This is a genomic window from Dyadobacter fanqingshengii, assembly GCF_023822005.2.
Classification (GTDB): domain Bacteria; phylum Bacteroidota; class Bacteroidia; order Cytophagales; family Spirosomataceae; genus Dyadobacter; species Dyadobacter fanqingshengii.
On sequence record NZ_CP098806.1, the window covers coordinates 1,896,241 to 1,916,971 of the forward strand.

General features: G+C 47.6%; 22 protein-coding genes. 3 read left to right on the forward strand and 19 right to left on the reverse strand.

The window, feature by feature from the left end:
- Window position 1: 1 nt before the first annotated feature.
- From NFI81_RS07685 to NFI81_RS07760, 16 genes are read right to left on the reverse strand one after another with little or no spacing between them, the layout of a single operon-like run.
- On the reverse strand, window positions 2–427 hold the full coding sequence (locus NFI81_RS07685; protein WP_234613100.1) for an ATP-binding protein: 426 nt from the start codon (window positions 425–427) through the stop codon (window positions 2–4).
- 11 nt (window positions 428–438) lie between these two features.
- Window positions 439–759 carry an anti-sigma factor antagonist gene (locus tag NFI81_RS07690; RefSeq protein WP_234613099.1) on the reverse strand — a complete coding sequence of 107 codons (321 nt, stop codon included), beginning with the start codon at window positions 757–759 and terminating at the stop codon, window positions 439–441.
- A gap of 32 nt (window positions 760–791) precedes the next feature.
- Window positions 792–2,912 (reverse strand): glycogen debranching protein GlgX, encoded by a 2,121-nt coding sequence (gene glgX / locus NFI81_RS07695; RefSeq protein WP_234613098.1) that lies wholly within the window; start codon window positions 2,910–2,912, stop codon window positions 792–794.
- A gap of 3 nt (window positions 2,913–2,915) precedes the next feature.
- Window positions 2,916–3,254 carry an STAS domain-containing protein gene (locus tag NFI81_RS07700; protein ID WP_233855504.1) on the reverse strand — a complete coding sequence of 113 codons (339 nt, stop codon included), beginning with the start codon at window positions 3,252–3,254 and terminating at the stop codon, window positions 2,916–2,918.
- 27 nt (window positions 3,255–3,281) lie between these two features.
- Window positions 3,282–5,105 carry an AGE family epimerase/isomerase gene (locus tag NFI81_RS07705; protein ID WP_233855506.1) on the reverse strand — a complete coding sequence of 608 codons (1,824 nt, stop codon included), beginning with the start codon at window positions 5,103–5,105 and terminating at the stop codon, window positions 3,282–3,284.
- 31 nt (window positions 5,106–5,136) lie between these two features.
- Window positions 5,137–5,559: a VOC family protein gene (locus tag NFI81_RS07710; RefSeq protein WP_234613096.1), complete on the reverse strand. Its 423-nt coding sequence runs from the start codon at window positions 5,557–5,559 to the stop codon at window positions 5,137–5,139.
- Window position 5,560: 1 nt separating this feature from the next.
- Window positions 5,561–6,139, reverse strand: a complete 579-nt coding sequence (locus tag NFI81_RS07715) for a DJ-1/PfpI family protein (RefSeq protein ID WP_234613095.1) — start codon at window positions 6,137–6,139, stop codon at window positions 5,561–5,563.
- 28 nt (window positions 6,140–6,167) lie between these two features.
- Window positions 6,168–6,560 (reverse strand): nuclear transport factor 2 family protein, encoded by a 393-nt coding sequence (locus NFI81_RS07720; protein WP_082216371.1) that lies wholly within the window; start codon window positions 6,558–6,560, stop codon window positions 6,168–6,170.
- Window positions 6,561–6,596: 36 nt separating this feature from the next.
- Window positions 6,597–7,022 carry a hypothetical protein gene (locus NFI81_RS07725; RefSeq protein WP_234613094.1) on the reverse strand — a complete coding sequence of 142 codons (426 nt, stop codon included), beginning with the start codon at window positions 7,020–7,022 and terminating at the stop codon, window positions 6,597–6,599.
- 30 nt (window positions 7,023–7,052) lie between these two features.
- A complete protein-coding gene (locus NFI81_RS07730; RefSeq protein ID WP_234613093.1) occupies window positions 7,053–8,612 on the reverse strand; it encodes a GMC family oxidoreductase in 1,560 nt (519 codons plus the stop codon).
- 33 nt (window positions 8,613–8,645) lie between these two features.
- Window positions 8,646–10,382 carry a thiamine pyrophosphate-binding protein gene (locus tag NFI81_RS07735; RefSeq protein WP_234613092.1) on the reverse strand — a complete coding sequence of 579 codons (1,737 nt, stop codon included), beginning with the start codon at window positions 10,380–10,382 and terminating at the stop codon, window positions 8,646–8,648.
- Entirely contained in the window at window positions 10,345–11,172 is an 828-nt protein-coding gene (locus tag NFI81_RS07740; RefSeq protein WP_233855519.1) for a type 1 glutamine amidotransferase domain-containing protein, read from the reverse strand. Before NFI81_RS07740 ends, NFI81_RS07735 begins: the two co-directional genes overlap by 38 nt.
- Window positions 11,173–11,225: 53 nt before the next feature.
- Entirely contained in the window at window positions 11,226–11,681 is a 456-nt protein-coding gene (locus tag NFI81_RS07745) for an ester cyclase (RefSeq protein WP_234613091.1), read from the reverse strand.
- Between the two features lie 32 nt (window positions 11,682–11,713).
- Window positions 11,714–12,868 (reverse strand): nuclear transport factor 2 family protein, encoded by a 1,155-nt coding sequence (locus tag NFI81_RS07750; RefSeq protein ID WP_234613090.1) that lies wholly within the window; start codon window positions 12,866–12,868, stop codon window positions 11,714–11,716.
- The gene (locus NFI81_RS07755; RefSeq protein ID WP_234613089.1) at window positions 12,869–13,312 is read right to left on the reverse strand and encodes an ester cyclase; all 444 of its coding nucleotides are present in this window, start codon (window positions 13,310–13,312) and stop codon (window positions 12,869–12,871) included.
- The gene (locus NFI81_RS07760; RefSeq protein ID WP_234613088.1) at window positions 13,309–14,172 is read right to left on the reverse strand and encodes an ester cyclase; all 864 of its coding nucleotides are present in this window, start codon (window positions 14,170–14,172) and stop codon (window positions 13,309–13,311) included. The genes NFI81_RS07755 and NFI81_RS07760 overlap by 4 nt, the downstream gene beginning before the upstream one ends.
- A 470-nt stretch (window positions 14,173–14,642) precedes the next feature.
- Here NFI81_RS07760 and NFI81_RS07765 point away from each other — a divergent pair, with 470 nt between their 5' ends.
- The 3 genes from NFI81_RS07765 to NFI81_RS07775 are packed head-to-tail and all read left to right on the forward strand — an operon-like array spanning window position 14,643 to window position 17,388.
- The gene (locus tag NFI81_RS07765) at window positions 14,643–15,578 is read left to right on the forward strand and encodes an ANTAR domain-containing protein (RefSeq protein WP_234613086.1); all 936 of its coding nucleotides are present in this window, start codon (window positions 14,643–14,645) and stop codon (window positions 15,576–15,578) included.
- The gene (locus NFI81_RS07770; RefSeq protein ID WP_234613085.1) at window positions 15,575–16,618 is read left to right on the forward strand and encodes a sensor histidine kinase; all 1,044 of its coding nucleotides are present in this window, start codon (window positions 15,575–15,577) and stop codon (window positions 16,616–16,618) included. The genes NFI81_RS07765 and NFI81_RS07770 overlap by 4 nt, the downstream gene beginning before the upstream one ends.
- The gene (locus tag NFI81_RS07775) at window positions 16,615–17,388 is read left to right on the forward strand and encodes a LytR/AlgR family response regulator transcription factor (RefSeq protein WP_234613084.1); all 774 of its coding nucleotides are present in this window, start codon (window positions 16,615–16,617) and stop codon (window positions 17,386–17,388) included. Before NFI81_RS07770 ends, NFI81_RS07775 begins: the two co-directional genes overlap by 4 nt.
- On the opposite strand, the gene NFI81_RS07780 is transcribed toward NFI81_RS07775, so the two are convergent.
- Genes NFI81_RS07780 through NFI81_RS07790 form a run of 3 tightly spaced genes read right to left on the reverse strand, consistent with a single transcriptional unit; the run spans window position 17,385 to window position 20,713 of the window.
- Window positions 17,385–18,446 carry a dihydrodipicolinate synthase family protein gene (locus NFI81_RS07780; protein ID WP_234613083.1) on the reverse strand — a complete coding sequence of 354 codons (1,062 nt, stop codon included), beginning with the start codon at window positions 18,444–18,446 and terminating at the stop codon, window positions 17,385–17,387. The two genes, NFI81_RS07775 and NFI81_RS07780, sit on opposite strands and share 4 nt — an antisense overlap.
- Before the next feature lie 27 nt (window positions 18,447–18,473).
- Window positions 18,474–19,490, reverse strand: a complete 1,017-nt coding sequence (locus NFI81_RS07785; protein WP_234613082.1) for an NAD-dependent epimerase/dehydratase family protein — start codon at window positions 19,488–19,490, stop codon at window positions 18,474–18,476.
- Window positions 19,490–20,713, reverse strand: a complete 1,224-nt coding sequence (locus tag NFI81_RS07790) for an Nramp family divalent metal transporter (protein ID WP_234613081.1) — start codon at window positions 20,711–20,713, stop codon at window positions 19,490–19,492. Before NFI81_RS07790 ends, NFI81_RS07785 begins: the two co-directional genes overlap by 1 nt.
- Window positions 20,714–20,731 lie beyond the last annotated feature (18 nt).

Sequence of the window (20,731 nt, forward strand, 5' to 3'; positions counted from 1 at the left end):
TTTAGGTTGCGGCAATTTTCATTACAAATTTGTTTCGGTTTTTTCCATCGGCATATTCATAGGAAAACTCATCGACACCATTGATCGTCAGGAAAATCCCCAGGCCGCCAATGCCGCGTTCTTCCAGCGAAAGCGTCAAATCCTGCGCATTGGGCAGCTCTTTCGCCAACGGGTCAAACGGTGCGGCAATGTCTTCCAGGATCACGACCAGTTTGTCATTCGTGATCTCGCTTAGAACCTGAAAGTCAGCTTCAATGCCCGGTTCCTGATAACCGTACAAAATGATGTTTGTCGCAATTTCGTCCACCGCCAGTTTGAGGCTGTAAGTTGGTTTTTTGGCCAAACCAGCCTGCTGCGAGAGCTCACCAATGTATTCCCGAAGCGCATCGAGAGCATCAACAGTGCCGGGAAAACTTTTCGATTCCATTATGCCGGATGTTAAACTGGATATTGATCAACAATTGTTACGCTGTGCTGCAGACCGGTTTTGGTAAGCGTGTCTACGATCAGCTCCTGTGGTCTCACAATGTAAATGGATAATTTCGGACCGATTTTCTGCTTTGAATAAATCAAAACCCGCAGCCCGGCGGATGACATAAAGTTAAGATCCTCCATATCAAGCACCAATGAATCAATGGGCTGATTAGCGATTTTCTCAATTTCTGTCTGAAAAACCCGCGCCGAAAGTGAGTCCAGCTCGCCATGCAGCATAAAAGTAGCCACCTGGTCTTGTATTAGAGATTCTATTTGAAAAGCCATGATGTTAATGTTTTTTGATGTTTTAAATAATGTTACTTCCCAACCAATATCACCGTCGCTCTCCCCCCTACCAAAAACCTCCCTTGATCTTCCAATTTCGGCTCCTTAGCAATGTCATAGATGTCTTCACCGGACGGCATGTCCGTGTTCACAGCCAGATGCCAGGTTTTACCATTCGGAAGCGGTGGGAGTTCGTAGTACAATGCGTCGTAATGTGAGTTCATTGCGATGTAGATGGAGTCGTCCTGGATGGTTCCGCTTTTGGCGTGCGCACCGTCGAGCATGAATGCGATGCAACGGCTGCTGCTTGAAAAGTCGGGGTGCCAGGCCTGGGTTCCGTGGAATGTAATGTCCGCGAATCCGCTGCCTACGTAGTCTTTGTGCTGGAAATGCGTCCTGCTCCTGAGTACCGGATGTGCACGACGGAATCTCGTAATGCGCTGCGCAAAGTAAAAGATGTCCGAATTTTTCTCCATCAGGCTCCAATCCAGCCAGTTGAGCTCGTTGTCGTGGCAATAGGTGTTGTTGTTTCCCGACTTGGTAACCCCCACTTCATCGCCCGACAGGATCATAGGAACGCCCTGACTTACCATCAGGATCGATAACGCATTCTTTATCTGCTTGTGACGCAGCTGATTAACGAACGCATCATCCGTTTCACCTTCCACCCCACAATTCCATGAATGGTTATCATTACCACCATCATTGTTATTCTCTCCATTCGCTTCGTTGTGTTTTTCATTGTAAGCGAAGAGGTCATATAGGGTAAAACCGTCGTGGCAGGCGATGAAGTTGATGCTGGCCGTTGGACCGCGGTAATAATACAAATCAGGCCATCCCTGAATGCATTGCGCGATTTCTCCAACCAAACCTTCGTCGCCTTTCAGGAATTTGCGGATCGAATCGCGGTATTTTCCGTTCCATTCTGCCCAGCGTCCGTAAGCGGGGAATGAACCGACCTGATACAATCCGCCAGCATCCCATGCTTCGGCTACCAGCTTGCATTTGGCCAGAATCGGGTCATATGCAAGGGATTCCAAAAGGGGTGGATTGCTTAACGGCGCTCCGTTCTGATCGCGGCCGAGGATGGCGGCGAGGTCGAAACGGAAACCGTCAATGTGGTAATCGGCTGCCCAGTAACGCAGACAGTCCAGAACCATGTTCCGCACCACCGGATTGTTGCAATTCAATGTGTTGCCGGTTCCCGAGAAATTGAAATAATAACCCTCAGGCGTAAGCATGTAATAAGTTTTGTTATCAATCCCCCTGAACGAGATCGTGTGGCCACGGTGATCGCCTTCTGCTGTGTGATTGAAAACCACATCCAGCATCACTTCAATGCCGTTTTTGTGCAGTTCTTTAACCAACGTTTTCAGCTCATCCACCTGCATCCCAAACTTCCCCGTGGCAGCATAACCTGCCTTTGGCGAGAAGAAATTAACCGTGCTATAACCCCAGAAATTGACGATCAAACCGCCCGTAACCGGGTTTTCCTTGCTGTTTTCCCATTCATCAAACTCATAGATCGGCATAAGCTCTACGCAGTTGATGCCCAGCTCTTTAAGGTAAGCGATCTTGCTGCGAATGGCTGCAAATGTGCCCGGGTTTTTAACATTGGATGATGGATGCTGCGTAAAGCCGCGCACGTGCATTTCGTAAATGACCAGATCCTCAATCGGCGTTTCGAGCGGGTGGTCATTTTCCCAGTCAAAATCCTCGAAAACGAGGCGTGATCGATACGGGTAAATGTTATCCCAATTCGGCTTGGCCAACCAGGAATCCCGTCCGCCAATGGCTTTGGCGTAGGGATCGCTGAGAATAATGCTTTTGTCAAAACGATGACCTTCTTCGGGTTTGAAGGGGCCGTCCATGCGGTAACCATATTCCAGGCGCTCGTAATCCAGATCGAAAACGATCATGGAATACACATTGCCCGTTCTGAATTCTTCCGGAAAACGGATCTCGGCAAAAGGTTCCGCTTCGCCCCTTTCGAACAATACAAGCGTACAGTCGATGGCTTCGCTGGAATAAATGCTGAAATTGATCCCGTTGGGAACCATGGTTGCGCCAAATGGCAGCGCATGTCCGCGTCTGAACTTGATCCCCTGCTGCTCGTGCGTCGGATAGTAATCAATCCTGATATCTGTTGCCATGGATTAGTCTTGTTTTAAGAATGCAACTCCATCTTCCGGTTTTTCAACAATGGTAAAAAAGTTGATAAAGCCCGTCGTCGACATCACGTCCTGGATCTCCTCCGAAACGCCCACCAGCACCACTTTGCCTTCCTGGGACCGGATATTCCGGTAAACCATCAGCAGCACGCGCAAACCGGCGCTGGACATGAAACCCACGTCGGTAAGGTCAATCACAATGTGCTTGCTTTTGTCCATCGCCAACTTTGCGTTTCTTTCAAATTCCGGCGCCGTTTTGCTGTCAATATCGCCGGAAACCTCAACAACCGTAATTTCTTCCTGATCCGTAATGGTAACTTTCATCTGAATAGTTTCTTAATGTGGTTCAAATTACTTGGCCGAACTGATCTGCACTTTCACGCGGATGCGTTCCTCTGTTTCAGGAAGTTTCACGGTTAATGCATAGGCATCGAAATCTGTATAAGGCTGATCGTCAATGAAAACCTCGCTGATATACACGCTTCCCGGAGGCAAAATATCTGGCGACACGCGCAGAATGTTGTCCTTCCACCCGTTTGGATAAGGCTTAAAGTAGAAATAAGTTGGCTGCTTGGTGATAAGCAAATTGATATAAACTGCTGACAGATAGCAAAGTTCTGTGCTGTGATATGCACTCATGGAGTGGCTTCCCTTGAAACGCTCTGTTCCCAAAAGATACGGCATACCATTGCCCAACACATTGAAATACACGCCGCCATCGTCATTATCCAGGAAGAATGCATTGTAAAATGCTGCCGCCTCGCGCGCTTGTTTTTCGTATTCTTTATCTCCCAAAACCCCGTACATGATCAGGTAAGCAAGAATTGCCTGCTCCTGCTGCCACCAGGCTTTGCGGTCGTGCCATACAAACTGGTGCTTGTCGCCCGTTTTCTGAACGCGTTCCACCACGTCATACCAACCTCCGCGCTGCTGATCCGAGCCAGCGGCCGGCATGAGTTCAGCGATTTTTTTGGCAAATTCCAGATATTCCTCTTTTGGCGTCAGTGATTGCTGACGGATCAAATTCCATGCGATTTTGAGGTTGTGTCCTACTACTGCACGGTTTTGCTGCCATCCCCAGGTTTGGTCTTTGCTCCAATCTTCGAAGAATTTCTCCTGAACAAACGGACTGTTTTCGTAATCAGGGAAATATTTGGTAATGGTGTCAAAAGTGTATTCCAAGAAATCAGCATGCTTTTGCTCGCCGCTTGCCAGCCAGAGGTTGATCAGGTAAGCCGGTGCGTGGTCACCCACAGAGTTCCAGTTTTTACGGGCTTTATTATGTGCCAACGATTCCTCGTGCGCATCCAATGTGATCGGGTGCAAGTGGGAATAGTAACCCACGCCATTGGGATCTTTGAAGTATTTTTCAAACAAATCAATGGTCTTGTCAATGTCATCGCGGATGCGCTGATCGCCCGTGATGCGGTAGGTTTGCGTGGGGCCTGCGAGTGCGTAGATCTGCTCGTACATAGGAAGCGAGTCCAGATCATCGCCAAATTCCGAAGTCAGCAACTTGGTTTCTTTCTGGCCTTCCACTTTCAAGCCGTGATACCAGTAAACAAGGTCATCGTCCTGGTCAAAAAAGCGCATGTGGTCGCGTAGATATTCTGTTCCAAGCTCTGCACCTTCCAGGAATTCGTCTTTTCCGGTCAAAAGATATGCGGATGCAAATCCGTAAACCATTCTGGAAATTGTGTCTGTTTCCTGCAAATAATCTCCTTTTTTGGAACCTCCCAAATGGAGCATTGTGCGGTAATTTTTATAGTTGATCTCCTCTTTCGGATAATCAAACTGCCATTTCAGATAGCTGGAAGCAATAGAACTGATCTGCGTGATCCAGTAATTCTGCTCCTCGTGGCGATAAGCTTTTGGCTCCTTACCCGGGAAAATCAATTGCTGCGCTTCAAATGTTGTTTCCTCCGCGCCAGCATTGGGATAGAATGTTCCGTAAGCGAAAACATATTGTCCGTTTGTTGACAAAAACGGCGCAATGTCGCCCGGATCCTGCCAACCTTCTGTCAGGTTCTGCACGCCGCGCGCATAAGTGGAAGCGATCAGATTGATCTTGAAAGGACGCTTGTCCGACGTTTCCACGGTAAACCAGCGTTCCTCTGCATTATATCCCGTGATATAACCCGCAATGGTATCCGAAAAAGTGAAATTAATATTCATGCGTTAGTTGGTAAAGGTGTTTGAGAGTTTATTAAGCCAAGTCTTCCTGATCCCGATAGCCCTGGGTGATTTCGATAATATTTCCTTCCGGGTCTTTGAGCCAGACGGTTTTCCAGCCTTCAATTACGTCGTCAAAATGTAGTGGGCCGAGTGTTATTACGGCGTCGTCTCCCATGCTTTCGACCATTGCATCTATGTCGTCTACCGAGAATGCAATGTGCCTTAGGCCAGGATAATGCGGGCCGTCGGCTTCGGACATGGGGTAAGGGCGGTCTTCTTCGGGCGGGAAGATTTCGAGATAGATGTTGTCATCGTTTTTCAAGAAAACCAGCTCGGCGTCGTCGCCCAGACTGATCACCCTTGCCCTGCGGAACCCGAAATATTTGGAGTAAAAATCCTCGAACTTGGCGAGGTTTTTTACGGTAAGTGCCAGGTGGAAAAATGTCGCGCTCATATTAATTTGGGTTAGCTGCTGACAGGGTTTCAATAATTTTTTTGGCAAACAAATGCGCGTGTCCGCCAGAGCGTCCGGTGATCAGATCGCCGTCAACAACCACATCTTCATTGGTGTAAATAGCTCCGTAAGCCTTGGCGTCGCCGATTAGGTTATTATGGCAAACCAATTTACGGCCGCGAACGAGCTCGGTGGCTGGCGCGGTAAGCCATAATCCGTGACAAATAATGCCTTTCAGAATGCCTGGTTCTGCGAAAACACGTTTCAGGAATTCGGTTGCCGGCGGGATTTTCTCCACGTCTTCGGTGTAGCGCAACCGGTCCGAAACCATGCCCGAAGGCACTATAATGGCGTCGTAAGTGCGCAATTCTTCGTCGCTCATATTTTCAAATGTCTCCCACACGTCCATCGGCGCGCGATATTCGTGGCCGAGAAAGGTGAGTTTATCCTGTCCCCATAACCTTGTCAGAAAATGCAGCTCAGCGCCTTCTTCGGGAAAGCGGAATTTGTAATAGAATATTTCGTTCTCAAAATAATCGGCTTCCAACAGCACACCGATCTTTTTTCCTGCCAGTTTCATGGTCAAAGGGATTAGGGGTTATTTTAAATTAGGCTAATGTTCCGTCCGGATGCTGGACCATTCCGGCAAAATGAATCGCAATTTTTCCATCTTGCAGCACCCAGCTGTCCGCAAAACGCATTTCACTTTTCTCTCCGCCTACTGTCATCGTGATCTGTTCAGTGATCATCAATGTTTCCGGATTCTCTGTTTCAGCCCAGAAAACAATGTCCGTTTCCAGTCCGTCGATGCCCAGAATACCTTGCATGTGCTCATTGACCTGGTCGCGGCCTTTGTAGATAACTGGCGATTTAGAGAAGCTGCTGATCAGCGTTGCGTCGTCTGTATATTGGTCGAGCAGGGCGTCAATGTTCTTGTCGAGGATGTGTTGAATGTGTTCCTTGTACATTCTGCCCAGCTTCGTATCCGGTACATTTTTCATGATTTTATAAAAATAGAGAAGGGTTAATAACCTGATTTAGAGCGTCGCAGAACCTTCGTGATATTCGAGTCCGTCGACAATGTATTTGGTGATGACCACTTTTCCAGCGTCGGTCAGTTTTACTTCCCAAGTTTGAAAAGCGTCACATTTGATGCGTTTGCTGAAAGGCTCGGGCGCATTCCAAACGCTGGCTTCCCATTGCACGACCACTTTTACCACCGCCGTGTTGCCATTAATGACCGGCTCTACCACCTTAACGGTGTGCACTTCGTCGAAGAAAATGCGGATCACGCGCTGAAACCAGCCTTCAAATCCGGCGTAACCGTAAACTGTCGCTTCAGGGAAAACCATTTCCAGTTCCGCATCAGCCAGCAGCGGCAATACTTCAACCATCGGGACGTGAACATCCAGCTTTTTATACCAGTCAAGAGCCAGTGCTTTAATTGCTTCCTGCGTTAACATTGTGTTTTATTTAGGTTAATAATTGGAATATCAATTGGTTAAACTTTTTGCCAAAACTGCAACTGCATGCTCCGCCAGGATCATATCAGCCGCTTTTTCCCCGATCATGAAGCAGGCCGCAACGGTGTTCCCACTCGTTACAGTCGGCATAACCGAAGCATCTGCAATGCGCAGATTTTGAATGCCGTGCACTCTCAATTCCGGGTCAACGACTGCCATTGCATCCGTTCCCATTTTGCAAGTTCCGGCTGGATGCCAGATTGTTGTGGCCTGGCTTCTGACGAATGCTTCAATGTCCGCATCTGCGCCAGGCACCATTTCTCCACCGTTCAATTCAGAAAATTTCTGTGTGTTTGCAAGTTTTCGAACCAACGCAACGGCCTTGGATAACACTGCTACATCGGCGTCTTCCTGCAAATAATTGGGGTTGATCAAAGGCAAATCCATTGGATTGCTGGAGTGCAACTTCACTTCTCCCCTGCTTTGAGGCTGGACAAGAATGGGCAGGAAAATGCAGACAGGACCGCCCAAATCCGGAAGCACCGGAGCCAATGGTCCTGGTAAACTTGGGGTGAAATTGATTTGCAGATCAACAACGCCATTGTCTTCTTTGGTATTGACAAACAGCGCATTACCAGTCAGAAGCGTTGTATTGGGCATTGGAATTTTTGATCTGAAAATCATGGGCAACTGCAAATGATCCTGCAAATTTTTTCCAACACCTGGCAAATCAGCAACAACGGGAATGCCCGCTTCTTCAAGCTCTTCCTTTGGCCCAATGCCCGACAGAAGCAATAATTTTGGCGAGTTTAATGCACCGGCCGAAATGATGACTTCCTTATTGCAAAAAACTTGCTCTGTGGTGCCAATGTTCGTAATGTATTCTACGCCAATTGCGTTTTTATCCACAATCAAAATATTGGAAACCAAGACATTGGTAAAAACTGTCAGATTTTTTCTTTGTGAAACCGAATGCAGAAATGCCGAAGCCCCGCTGTCGCGCTTGTCATTTTTATCAATATGAAATTGCAACAATCCAGCGCCGTTTTCCTGGCGTGCACCGTTGTAATCCCAGTTTGGGCCGTCATAACCAAGCTCTGTTGCCCCGACCAAAAAATGTTCAGAACGCATCACTTCGTCCGGACAGTCGCGGATGCTAAGCTCGCCGCCTACTGCATGAAAGTCAGAAGCGCCATTTTCAGAGTTTTCTGATTTTTTAAAATAAGGCAAAACGGCTTCATAACCCCAGCCTTTTGCACCCATGGATTCCCATTGATCGAAGTTGCCGGGATTGCCCCTTACATACATCATTGCATTAATAGACGTGCTGCCACCCAGCACTTTGCCCTGATTAATCATGATCGTGCGCCCGCCGAGGCCCGGCTGTTCCGTTGTACGCATTTTCCAGTCAATGTCTGATTCCCAAAGGCTTACAAAGCCTCCCGGATCGTGAATGGCAGGCTCGTTGTCCCGGTTTCCAGCCTCGATAAGCAGCACTTGCGTCTCCGGATCAGCGCTCAGCCGATTGGCCAAGACGCTCCCGGCAGCTCCGGCTCCAACAATGATGTAATCAAAACTTAGTTGTTCCATTTTGAAAATGGGGAGGGTTTAACGGTCTTAAAGTCAATGCGAACAATTAATCTCTACCCAATCTGCCTTATGGTTGCCTTCCAGCACCAGGTCGATCAAAAAGGGCTTATCGTCGGCCAGCATTCTTTCAATTGCGGGCAAAATTTCTTCTTCTTTTTCAACCCTAACCGCTTCCACGCCCAGAGATTGCGCCAACAGGTCAAACCGGATTGCAGGAAAGGAAAGGTCAAACGGCAGCGGATGATCGTGTTTCGGAATTTCGCGTTCCTGCCAATATTGGTCAATGTTGAGTTGCAGCAACTTGTAAGAACCATTGTTGCAAACCACAAACTTGGCTCCCGTGTTATGCCGCACCGCCGACCATAATGTTTGGATCGTGTACATGCTCCCACCGTCGCCTGAGAAACCAATCACCGTTTTTTCAGGATTGGCTAATTTGGCACCGATAGCACCTGGAAAGCCTACGCCTAACGATCCACCACGTGTGAAAAAGTATTGTTTGGCAAGTTTCGGTGGAATGTAGCGGCTAACAGCGGCTGAGCTTGTCAATGCTTCATCAAAAATGATCGTTTCATCCTGATTGAGCTTTTCAGCAAGCACCTTTGTGAACTGCGACATTTGCAGTGGCGATTTGCCCTGATGTTTGTCATCCGCTTCTTTTTCTGCTGCGATTTTATCCTTTTTGGCATTACCGATCTGCTTTATACGTTGCGCGGCTTTTGCCTTGTTTTCCGACGTCTGCAATGCTTCAATTTTTTCAGCAAGTGCGGCCAGCGAAAGTTTGGGATCACTCACAACGCCCAGATCAACGCGGTGATTTTTGGCAATCTCATAAGCATTGAGATCGAAATGGATCACTTTTGCTTCCGGCGCATAAATTTCTCCCAATTCAGGAAAAACCTCCGGCAACATATAAGTGCCGACGATGAGATTGGCATCACCTTTCATCGTAATCGGCTGACTGTAAGAACCGAACATGTGGCCAGTTGTGCCCTGATACAAAGGATGCGTGTTGTCCATTACCAGATCACCGAATTCTACACCATAAACTTCTGCTCCCAAAAGCTCCGCAACGCGTGTCAGTTCAGGAATCGCATCGGAATAAGCAATGCCGTCGCCGACAAAGATCATTGGCTTCTCGGCAGCCAGCAACATTTCTGCTGATTGCGCGATCAGTTCAGGCGCAGGTGCAACGCGGGTGGACGGAATGCAGCTTGGAAACACGGGCTCATCATTAATCTCGTCCAGAATGTCCATTGGCAAGCAAACATAAACCGGCCCCATCGGAGGCGTGGAGGCTATTTTCACAGCCCTGCGAATGGTCCGCAGCAACGATTTAGATGACGTTGCCATGGTTGCATATTTGGTCACAGGCGCCATCATTGCAACGAGATCATTGGCCATTTGCGCATCCATATTCATGTATTGCACACCCGCATCCGAGCCGATCACAACCAGCGGCGCATGACCTCTTTTAGCTTGATACACAGCTCCCACTGCATTGCCAATGCCGGGCGAACTGTGCAACTGAACCAATGTAGGCTTCTGCGTGGCGCGGGCATAACCGTCGCCCATCATGACCGCAATCGTTTCCTGCAAGGTTAGGATATATTTCATCTCGGGATACTCGGCCAGTGCGTCAAGGAAACCTTGCTCCACCGTGCCGGGATTCCCGAACATGTAATCCATGCCATCCGCAAGGAATTGTTCAATGATCTTCTGATTCCCGGTTTTACCAGCCATAACGCGTGAGGCCTTTGTCCAGAACATTCACAAACTGCTCTCCGAATTCGAATGAACATTGCAATGAACGGCCTGTAATAAATGGATAGTCAACGATTACGGAAGTTTCTTTACCAAAATTTCCATGATATTGTCCTTCTGGGCCAACGGCGTCGGAAAGAATGTATTCCAGCACATATGGCGGTGGCCCCATGTTCAAATCTGTGTGCAGGAAGCCGGTTCCGTCGTGGTAATCGTATTCAATGCAGTGACCTGTAACGTGTTTTCCTTTGATGATGGAATTGCGTTCGTTGAAATCACGGGCAAAAACCAACGGCGCAACGCCGTAACAGATTCCGGCAACAGGCATTTGTTTTTTGTAAAAAGCAAGGATCACATCATGGACGCGCTGGTTATTCACCATGTCAATGATCGGGCCGCTGCCGCCTACGAGGAAAACCGCGTCGTATTCTTCTGTCAGTTTGTCCTGCGCGATTTTTAGGTCGCTGTAATATTTTTCAAATGCGCGAAGGAAGTCCGGCGTCGAGAAGTAAGGACGCTGAGGGATTACTTCGGACAGGTTCAATGTATTTGCCAAACGGTTTGTCGCTTCAAAAGCATTCACTTTGTCGGCGGCAAGCTGCGTTGTAACGCACACGCCTAGTGGAGGATCTACGTAAGTGGTATCGTAGCTTGGTGGCAATGCTTCGGCCTTTTTGCCATTGGGTGTGATAAAATCAACGGTGTAACCGGCTTCTTCCAGTTTTTCGAGCGGTCCTACCAGCTCAATGCCCCAATATCCGTATTCCGATAAAATGGCGAGTACTTTCTTTGACATAAAAATTCGGGTTAGAGGCTTTTAATGATGAGAGGAGAGTTTACAAATATTTATTAATGTGCTCCGGGAGCCGTCGCTCCCGGAGGTGGCGGCACAACGCCTAACTGCTGCAAAAGACCCAGTTCGTCCACATTGGCCCAGCGCTCTGCGATCTTGCCGTCTTTCATGCGGGCAGTCGTGGTTCCAGTCAGAGTAATTGATTTTCCTGATGGCGGCATGCCCATTACGCCGCCTGTGTCGGTTCCGTTCAGTCTCCATCTGTGCACCACTTTGTCGGCTACATATATCTGATCTTCAATGCTTAGCTTCGCATCCGGCATAGCGCCGCGGAACATGCCCACGATGCCTTTGAAACTGGCTGAGCCTGGCTCTGAAACCGTTTTTCCGCCAACTTGTGAATGGTCTATCGCGTCGGATGCCAATAGATCTTCGCGCACAAGACCCGTATTCCAGGCTGTTTCGAAAAATTCTACGCAAATCGCATTGTTTTGTTCTGCTGTAAGTGACATGCTTTCTCTTTTTTTAAGGGTTGATATGCTGTTCAATTCACTGTATAAGGTCTTCCGCCCAAAAAGGCTTCCGCGATAGATGCTGTATTCACATAATTATGTATCGAGGCAACTTTTCCGTCTTCATTCACGACCACAATGTGGACGACGCTGGTGTGGAACGTCAATCCGGTTGCTTTTGAAACGCCCGGCTCGTTGATTAAGACAGCCGCAACATTGTCCTGGTAAATCATCCTGACCGCTTTGAAATGCTCAAAATGCATGGTTTCGATGATCTGTTTGGCTGATTCCACAGCGGCAATCGGCCCTATGCGTTCTCCCGACCAGGCAATAATGTCCGGCGGACCGAACATGTGCCACACTACATTGGATGCAAACGCCTTTCTCACTTCTTCTGCTTTCAGGCCCTGCAATGCGGCATACATGGCCCTTGCTGATTTTACGGTTGCGGCTACATTGTCGAGAACTGCTTCGTCAAACACAATGCTGTCCGCAGTCCGGACGGCTGCAAGTGGCTCATTGACATAATGTTGAGAACCAGCTGCATTTGCACTCACCGTAAATGGCCTTCCGCCATGCAATGCTTCAATGATCGGAAAAGTGTCGCGATAACATTGTAAATGCGCGATCTTGCCATTCCTGACTGTCACCCAATGCACTACGCCACCCGAAAATGGCACGCCTGATTTTGTTTCCCCGCTTCCCTCCAGCACGATGGCAACTGTGTTTCCTTGTGCTACAAATCGGGTTAGAATCAGTTTTTCAAAAGCAATTCCTTCTTTTTGTAATTCAAAAAACCGGGTTAATCCTGCCCTTCCTTCCCACTTTCCTGCCCATGGCATAATGTCCTGCGGGCCTCCCATTTCCCAAATAACATTGTCAGCAAGAAATGATAAAAGCTCTTCTAATTCATTCTCTTGCAATGCCTTATAAAACCTTTTCAAAAACGGAACCGGATCAAGGTCAATCGCATTGACATTTTTCAGTTCAGCCAGGATCATGAAAGAATCTGCCAGCCTGATCAATGTATCACTTGATTCCTGCTCAAAAATCAGGTCTTTCCTGGAAAGCTCGGGCTCGTCAATGATCAGCACGTCCGTGTCCGTGTCGAAATTTTCAATGATCACCGGCTTCACCGGAAGCTGCCCACCTCTGTTAACGTAATGACGGACAACTACTTTTTCCATTTATTGAATCACTTTCAATTGTTGCAACAAACCGAGACTGTCCTGAGCAACCCACATTTCAACGATCTTCCCGTTTTCAATGCGGAATATGTCAATTCCCTGATCCCTAACCCTTATGCTTGTTGTTTCCCTGCCCAAAAAGTTGCCCGTGTTTGTGGCTTCATATGACCAGCGGCTAACCACTTTATCTCCTTCTGCAAGCTCGTCGTGCAATGTGAAATGCACGTCCGGGAATGCGACAAGCGCTGTTTCGAACCACTTTTTCAATGTGGGCGGCTGGTGTGCCTGACCCGGCGGGAAATGAAAAGTCACATTTTCCACCGCGATTTCATTGAGCACATTGATATTTTTTTCATTCCAAAAGTCAAACCAGTAACGGCGGACGATGGCTTTGTTTGCTTCTGTTTTTGACAACGCTGGCGTATTTGTTTCCAATGCCATCATGATGGGATCGCTCCTAACTGCTGCATCAAACCAAAATCATTTTCATTCACGTGAACGGAGAAAATCTTGCCGTTTTTAATGGTGAAAATGTCGATCCCAAAGTCTTTCACGTGGTTTCCTGTGGGAGCAGCGCCAAGGAATTCGCCCATATGCGTTCCTTCAATGTTCCATCTGGTTGCCACCTTATTGCCTTCACCCGTCTGACGCATGATTGTAAACTTAATGTCCGGGAAAGCATTGCGTAAATACAAGACGAAGTTTTTGAAGGCCGGAAATCCGGCGATAGGCTCAGGTTGTGTAGGAATTATAAAAGCAAAATTCGGATCCAGAATCTCTTCAAACACATCCAGATTTCCCTGGTTCATGATTTCTTCAAAATATCTTGTCGCAAGTGTTTGGTTGTGTTCAAGATCAATTTTCTCCGGTACATTATCAGATGGTAAAATCCCCAATTGAAGCAGTAAACCCAGTGTATCTTCATGACCAACCGACTCGGTAATCTTGCCATCCTTAATCGTATGCCAGGTTATGCCGTCCACTTCGAAAAATTTTCCTGTTGCTTCCACATTGCCCTTAACCGTTAGCAAAGGTCCGCCTGTGTGCGTGCCGCCGCCTTTCCAACGGGTTACTACCCAGTCGCCGCCGGCAACCATTTCCTGCGGGTTGAGATAAAAGTCAGGAAAGGAATCGTGCAGCATTTTGACAAGTCCGAAGAAGCCGTCCGGACCGTGGAAAGGTTCGGGATGTGTAGGCAATGTAAAAACGAAATCGTCCGACAAGATCTCATGAGCAACCTGCTCATTCATGCCGTTCATAATCTGATAAAAATATCGTCGGGAGAGTACTTTATTGGCGTTCATTTTTTGAGAGTTAACCGATTCGAAGGATTTAAGTTTGAAAGCAAAAAGAGTAAGGAAAAGAAATATAATTTCGTGTCTTTGTCCCTTTTGTTCCATAAATATCCCCATAACCGCCGCGAGACGATTCAAATATTGATTGAAACTGAAAAAAATAAAGGTGAACCTGTTGATTCCCGACTTCAAACCGTCGACGTCGGGGTGAGATTTTAATAGCGGTTTTTTTTATAGCTATTTAGGCTCTCCCGGTAGTATTCTTTCTACTTTAATTTGTATAATTGCAACGCAGTATCCACTTCATGCGAACCGCATACATTAAGCAACCGACCACGTACAATCCTTTAAATCACATACACTTGTCACTCAGGCTGGTATTCAAATATCGGTATAAAATCCTGACGCATTTCCAATAGCGGAAGCGTCCTAATTGAAGCAGCATATACTCTCTTAATAACTAATAAACGTTTATCCCAATGAAACCCCTAAACCTCCTTATCGTTGCCATTCAGAAAGAATATCTCGCACTACTCGAAGATTCTCTCGGCTATGCTGGTTATAAGTTCAGCATCCGGCAGGTAGCTTCCAAACAATCAGCCATTGAGGCATTTTATGAATCCAAGTACGACTTACTGATTTCCAACTGCCTGCTTCCCGATGGCAAGATCACCGATCTGGCCAATGTGCTCGGGAGCCAGCTTCCATGCCTGGTGATGACGGAGGGACACTGCCCTGTGACGGCAGAAAGAGTGCTTGCGGTGACAGAAACGAGTTATTATATCAATTGTTCCAATAAACTGGGCTGGATCCCCGCGCTGGAAAATACCCTTGCAAAATGGAAAAACAACGCCCGGAAAAAGATTGCCCAGCATAATCAAAACCACGAATCGCTTTATAAAAAAGTCCTGGCGCGATGTGAAGACGAGCTTGCGGCCAATTCACTGTCCAATGCTTTCTCCTTATTGCTGGAAGTGATGGACCTCAGCAGGATTTATTTGTATATCAAAAACCAGCCTGCAACCGGAGATGCGCAGGACCTGACTTTAAAAATAGAGATCACTGCGCCCGGCGTGCCTGTCAAACACACAGGAAAGACCATTAAAATTCCGGGCTTCAACCGTTGGAATGCATTATTTGATGCGAAAAAACCGGTTTTAGAACCTTCTGCGAACATGACCGGTGCAGAAATCCAGTGGTTTAGTCAGCAGGATGCCCAATCCATGCTGGCGGTTCCCGTGCAGGGCAATGTGGGCTGGACAGGCTTCATCGGGCTGGACGATACTTTAAACAACAGGGAATGGACGCAGGCAGAAATAGGTCTTATTGAGTCTGTGGCGACATTAATCCAAAAAAAGAACTCCACATCAGGAAAAACTTCAAGAAATAGCAAATTCCTGACAAGCCTGGCATGAACCCCGACTTGAATTATCGGAACGGGATGTCATTAGGTTGGCGTCTCTGTTTCATACTTAGCTTGTTTGCCACCATTCCGCGTCTCATTTTTGTCTGGACTTCATTATTTGACCAAGACAATATTGGCTCGGGTGTGCTGGACATTTGCATCCAGTTCATTATCAGCTTCGAATTTTCGTGGATATTCGTCTACGTCTGCCTGCAAAACACCTACAACATTCCAAGCTGGTTCAACAGCCAGAAAACCTGGGTGCAAATTTTGTTGCTGTTCGTGCTTTTTATGGGAATCAACGAAATTCTTTTTCAGCTTAAACTGGCGCTGGACACAGATAATTCGGATATGCTGATTTTCAGGGTGGTGTATTATTTATATCATATTCTGCTATTGCTAGCCATTCTGGGCTTCCGGAATTTTTTGCTCACGACACAGGAAAATCACCAGATAGGACTTGAAAATGAACAGCTTAAAAGGGAGCAGCTCAAAGCGCAGCTGGAAGCATTGCAAAACCAGTTGAACCCGCACTTTTTGTTCAATGCATTAAATATCCTAAACATTTCAATCGCCACCAATCCCGACCTGGCGCAACGCATTGTGCTGGACCTTTCGGACATTCTGCGATACAACCTGAAAGTTCAGAACCAGAGTCTGATCCTGCTCAAAGACGAGCTGGACGCTGCCCGCGCTTACCTGGATCTTTATAAAGCGAGGTTCGGGGGAAAGCTGGCGTTCTGTTTTCATGATATTGAAACGGCCCGGAATTGGTACATCATTCCGCTGTCCCTGCAAATACTCATTGAGAACGCGATCAAGCACAATGTGATCACTTCCAATCAGATACTGATGATCGAACTTCGGCTGAACGAGCAGGAAAAACAAATCACCGTGTCCAATTCCGTCAACAAGAAAAACTCGCCCGGAACGGGTATAGGCCTGCAAAACCTGGACAAGCGATACAAGATCCAGACGGGCCAGAAACCATTATTGCTAGAAGATGAGCAACATTTTACAGTAAAAGTCCCTTTGATTGAAGCTCCATGACCAAAATCCTTATCATTGAAGACGAGCAGCCGGCGGGCCAGTATTTGACGCAATTGATTCAAAAAATTGACCCTAAAACCGAAATCCTGAATGTGCTGGAAAGTGTGGAAACGGCGGTTGAATGGTTAAGCGGCAACCCCGTCCCCGACCTGATTTTCCTGGACGTGCAGCTGGGCGACGGCACTTGCTTTCAGATTTTCGAACAAATTTCCATCGGCTGCCCAGTCGTCTTCACCACCGCGCACGACGAATACGCCATGCGCGCTTTCAAGCTCAACAGCATTGATTATCTACTGAAACCCATCCGCCAGGAATCATTGCAATTCAGTCTCGAAAAATATTATCAGCTTAACGAGGAGAATGCGATCAGCAAAGTGAAATACCTGGAAGAGCTGATGCACACCCAGATCCTGAACCGCAAAAGTCCGCGCAGAAGCTTCCTGGTGCCTTATCGCGACAAGCTGATCCCATTGAAGGATTCAGATTTTGCATGGTTAACCATTAAAAACGGCGTCGTGGTCGCCACTTTGCACGACGATAAGAATTTTGTAGTGGACAAATCGCTCGAAGAACTTGAAAACCAGCTCGATACCACGAATTTTTTCCGGGCAAACCGTCAATTTATCATATCAAGGGAATGTATTTCTGAAATCGAATTGTATTTCAACGGCAGGCTGCTCGTCCGCACTTCCCCCTCGTCGGCAAACCAGATTCTGATCAGCAAAGAGCGTGTGCCTGTTTTCAAAAAATGGTTTGAAGAACTATCTTAAACCGCTTTAACCTGTTGCTTTAAAAATGCTGTAACAAATTCATTATCAACTAAATGCGGATAAGCTTGCGTCACGCGGGTAATCTCCTCTGCCTGCCCGGGGGAAAGCGTTTCGTTCGGGTTCAATGTCCAGATCCCTGCCATTAATCCCTGCCGTTTCAGCACTTCATGAACGCCCGTAATGCAGCCGTGAAAGTTATGCGCCGGATCAAAAATGGCTGCATTCATATCCGTTACTTCAATGTTCATGCGTAGAATGCCAGAGGCATTTGCGTGGTTGTTTTGGACAAAATCCTTTGCCGCCGCCAGCACTTTTACAGCCGTTTCCGTCCACACGGCCCAATGTCCCAGCAAGCCCCCGACAAATGTTTTTTCTAAGATTGCACCATTGACCTCAAACCGGTAAGGCGTGATCAGATCGGCTACAATGTTGTCGTCGTTGCCTGTGTAAAGTGCAATGTCATTGACGCGTGAACTGTTGCAAACCGCCCGAACCACATCCAGTGTCTGATAGCGGTTAAAAGCGGCAATTTTAATCGCAAGCACATTTGGGATTTCGGCAAACTGCTGCCAGAAATCATAAGAGTAAACCCTTCCACCAATCGCCGCTTGCAGGTAAAATCCAAACACCGGAATGATTTCAGCAATGGTTTTAATGTGCGCGATTATGTCCGCCTCTGATTGATTTTTGAATGCTGCCATGCTGACCAGACCCAGGTCATAGCCGTATTTCAAAGCAATGTTCGCCTCTATAACCGCCTGGTCCGTAAGCCCTACAATGCCTGCCACTTTGATAAAAGGTCTGTCCAAACCAGCCCGCTCAATTTCCTCAGCCGCGATCCGCAGCACGGTTTCATACAAATTCACTTCCGGGTCGCGGATCTCGAATTGCGTAGTATGCACGCCTATGGCCACGCCTCCTGCCCGACTCGCCATATAATATCTGGTTAACCCGCGCTGTCTGGGCTCGTCGAGTTGCAAATCCTGTCGCAAAGCCAGCGGATGCGCCGGAATTACTGTGCCGTCAAACAACAGTTTTCTGGTTTCTATGTTAAGCATTTCTTCTTGATTTTTATTCCAACTCCATTAAAACTGCCCCTTACGCTCCTGGAAATGAGTGGGTTTATTAATCGTCTTTCCTCCTTCCTGCAACCATTGCGCAGTAATTCCGATCATTTGTTTCAACGTCGTACGCGGGTAGCCAAATAGCCGGAAAGATTCCGCGGCATTGCTTAGTAATGCAGTCGGCTGCTCTTCATTCACGAACTGCGGTTCGGTATTGAATATACGTCCAAACTCGGCGGCCAGCCAGCGAAGCGAAACCGTTTCCGGGCCTGTAATGTTCAAAATTTTCGATGGAGATTCGCAATGCAGCAGCGAGCGAATGGCCATTTCGTTGGCATCACCCTGCCATATCACATTCACGTGGCCCGTGCGCAAGTCCACAGGTTTGCCCGCAAGAACAGATTTTGCCACTTCCAGCAAAACGCCATATTTGAAATCAATGGCATAATTTAACCTGTAAATCAACAGCGGCGTACCATGAACCGACGAGAAATATTGGAACAGCCGCTCCCTACCCAGGCAGGACTGGCCATATTCGCCCACCGGATCGGCCCGCAGCTCCTCGGTAGCGCCGCCCGAAGCAACCGTTGTAAACGGATACACATTGCCCGTGGAATAAACGACTATTTTGGAATTCTTGAATTTCTCGGCAACCCGTCCTGGCAAGTACGTGTTCATTGCCCAGGTGTAAGGCTCATTGTTGGACGTGCCAAATTTGGTTCCAGCCAGATAAAGAACATTCTCAACTTCCGGCAAAGCCTGTAACTCTGCATCATTCAAAATGTTAGCTGCAATGGTTTCAATACCAGCCGCATTCAGCTCGTCAGCCAATCCTTCATCGCTGAACCGGGAAACGCCAATGACGCGCTTATCGAGCCCGGCACGGTCGATGGCTTGCTTTGCGAGTTTCGCAATGCTCGGCCCGATCTTGCCGCCTGCTCCCAGGATCAGAATATCGCCGTTTATCTGTTTCATATCCTCAATCAGGACATCGGATGGACTCAGCCATTTTTCCTCCAAAAGTTCGAAATCAGTCATTATTTAAAAAGCGGATTGTTGAAAAATAATTCTTTACTATTAATGATCGCCAGCGAAAAAATGATGACCAGGCCCAGGCCAGCAACCACTTTTACAAGCGGGCTGTTTACCCGATCACCCATGATCTGCTTATCATTACCGACCATATAAATGGCTGTTCCAATGAACGGGACAACGAAAATGGTAACGCTTTGCGCGAAAACGATCAGTTCCAAGGGTAATTTTCCAAATGCGACAGCAATCGCAGCACCAAAAATCATGACCAGCGCGACCAGATAACGCACCGATTTTGCACTGAAATTACTTCCTAATCCCAGCGCATCACCCAGCAAGGTCCCGCCAACGGAAGCATTGCCGATCAATGATGAAAATGCCGCACCAAACAATCCCACCAGGAAAAGCGTGGATGCGTTGTTCCCAAAAAGCGGCTCCAACGCCTTGGCCATGTCCGTTGCAGAATTGACAGCGATGCCTTTCGGATTGAGAATGGCGGCGGCACAAATGATCACAATCGCACACATGACACCAAGCACAATGATCCCCGTTGTGCTGTCATTCCTGCCATTCCTAACCTCGGGCCTGACGCGGATGCGCTCTTGAATGAGGTAACATTGATAAAGCGCACCGACAATCGAGAAGCAGGAAGCGACAAATGCGATGATCAGTCCTTGCGAACCTTCCGGGATAACCGGTGTTGTGAAGCCCTTGAAAATCTGGGAAGCATCCGGTTTTGCCCAAAAGAATGTTGTTACAAAACAGAATAACATGACGAAAATGAGGAAGATCATTGTCTTTTCCAACACTGAATAAAAGCTCCGGAAAAATAGCAGGCTGATCCCGACAACATTGAAGAATATGATCCAGGGAACAGGCGAAGTATGATAAAGTTCTCCGATTGAAATGCCTACCCCAATGGAATTACCCGCCTGAAATGATGTGCTCACAAGAAAAACACCAATTCCCATGGCAACAGAAGCCGGTTTCCCCCACTTCTGCCTCACCGACGAAAGCAGTGACACATTTGTAGCAATCCCGATCCGCGTAGACATGGCTGTAAAAACGGCCATAAAGAGGATCGCCGCGACTACAACCCAGAGGAGCGAATAGCCATAAACCGCCCCCAACTTGGACGTAATAGTCATTTTACTGGGCCCGAAGACCAACGCGGCAGTGATCATTCCGGGCCCGAGCGAGCGCAGCCATTTCAGGATAGAGTCTTTCAAAATTCCCGTGTTTTGTAG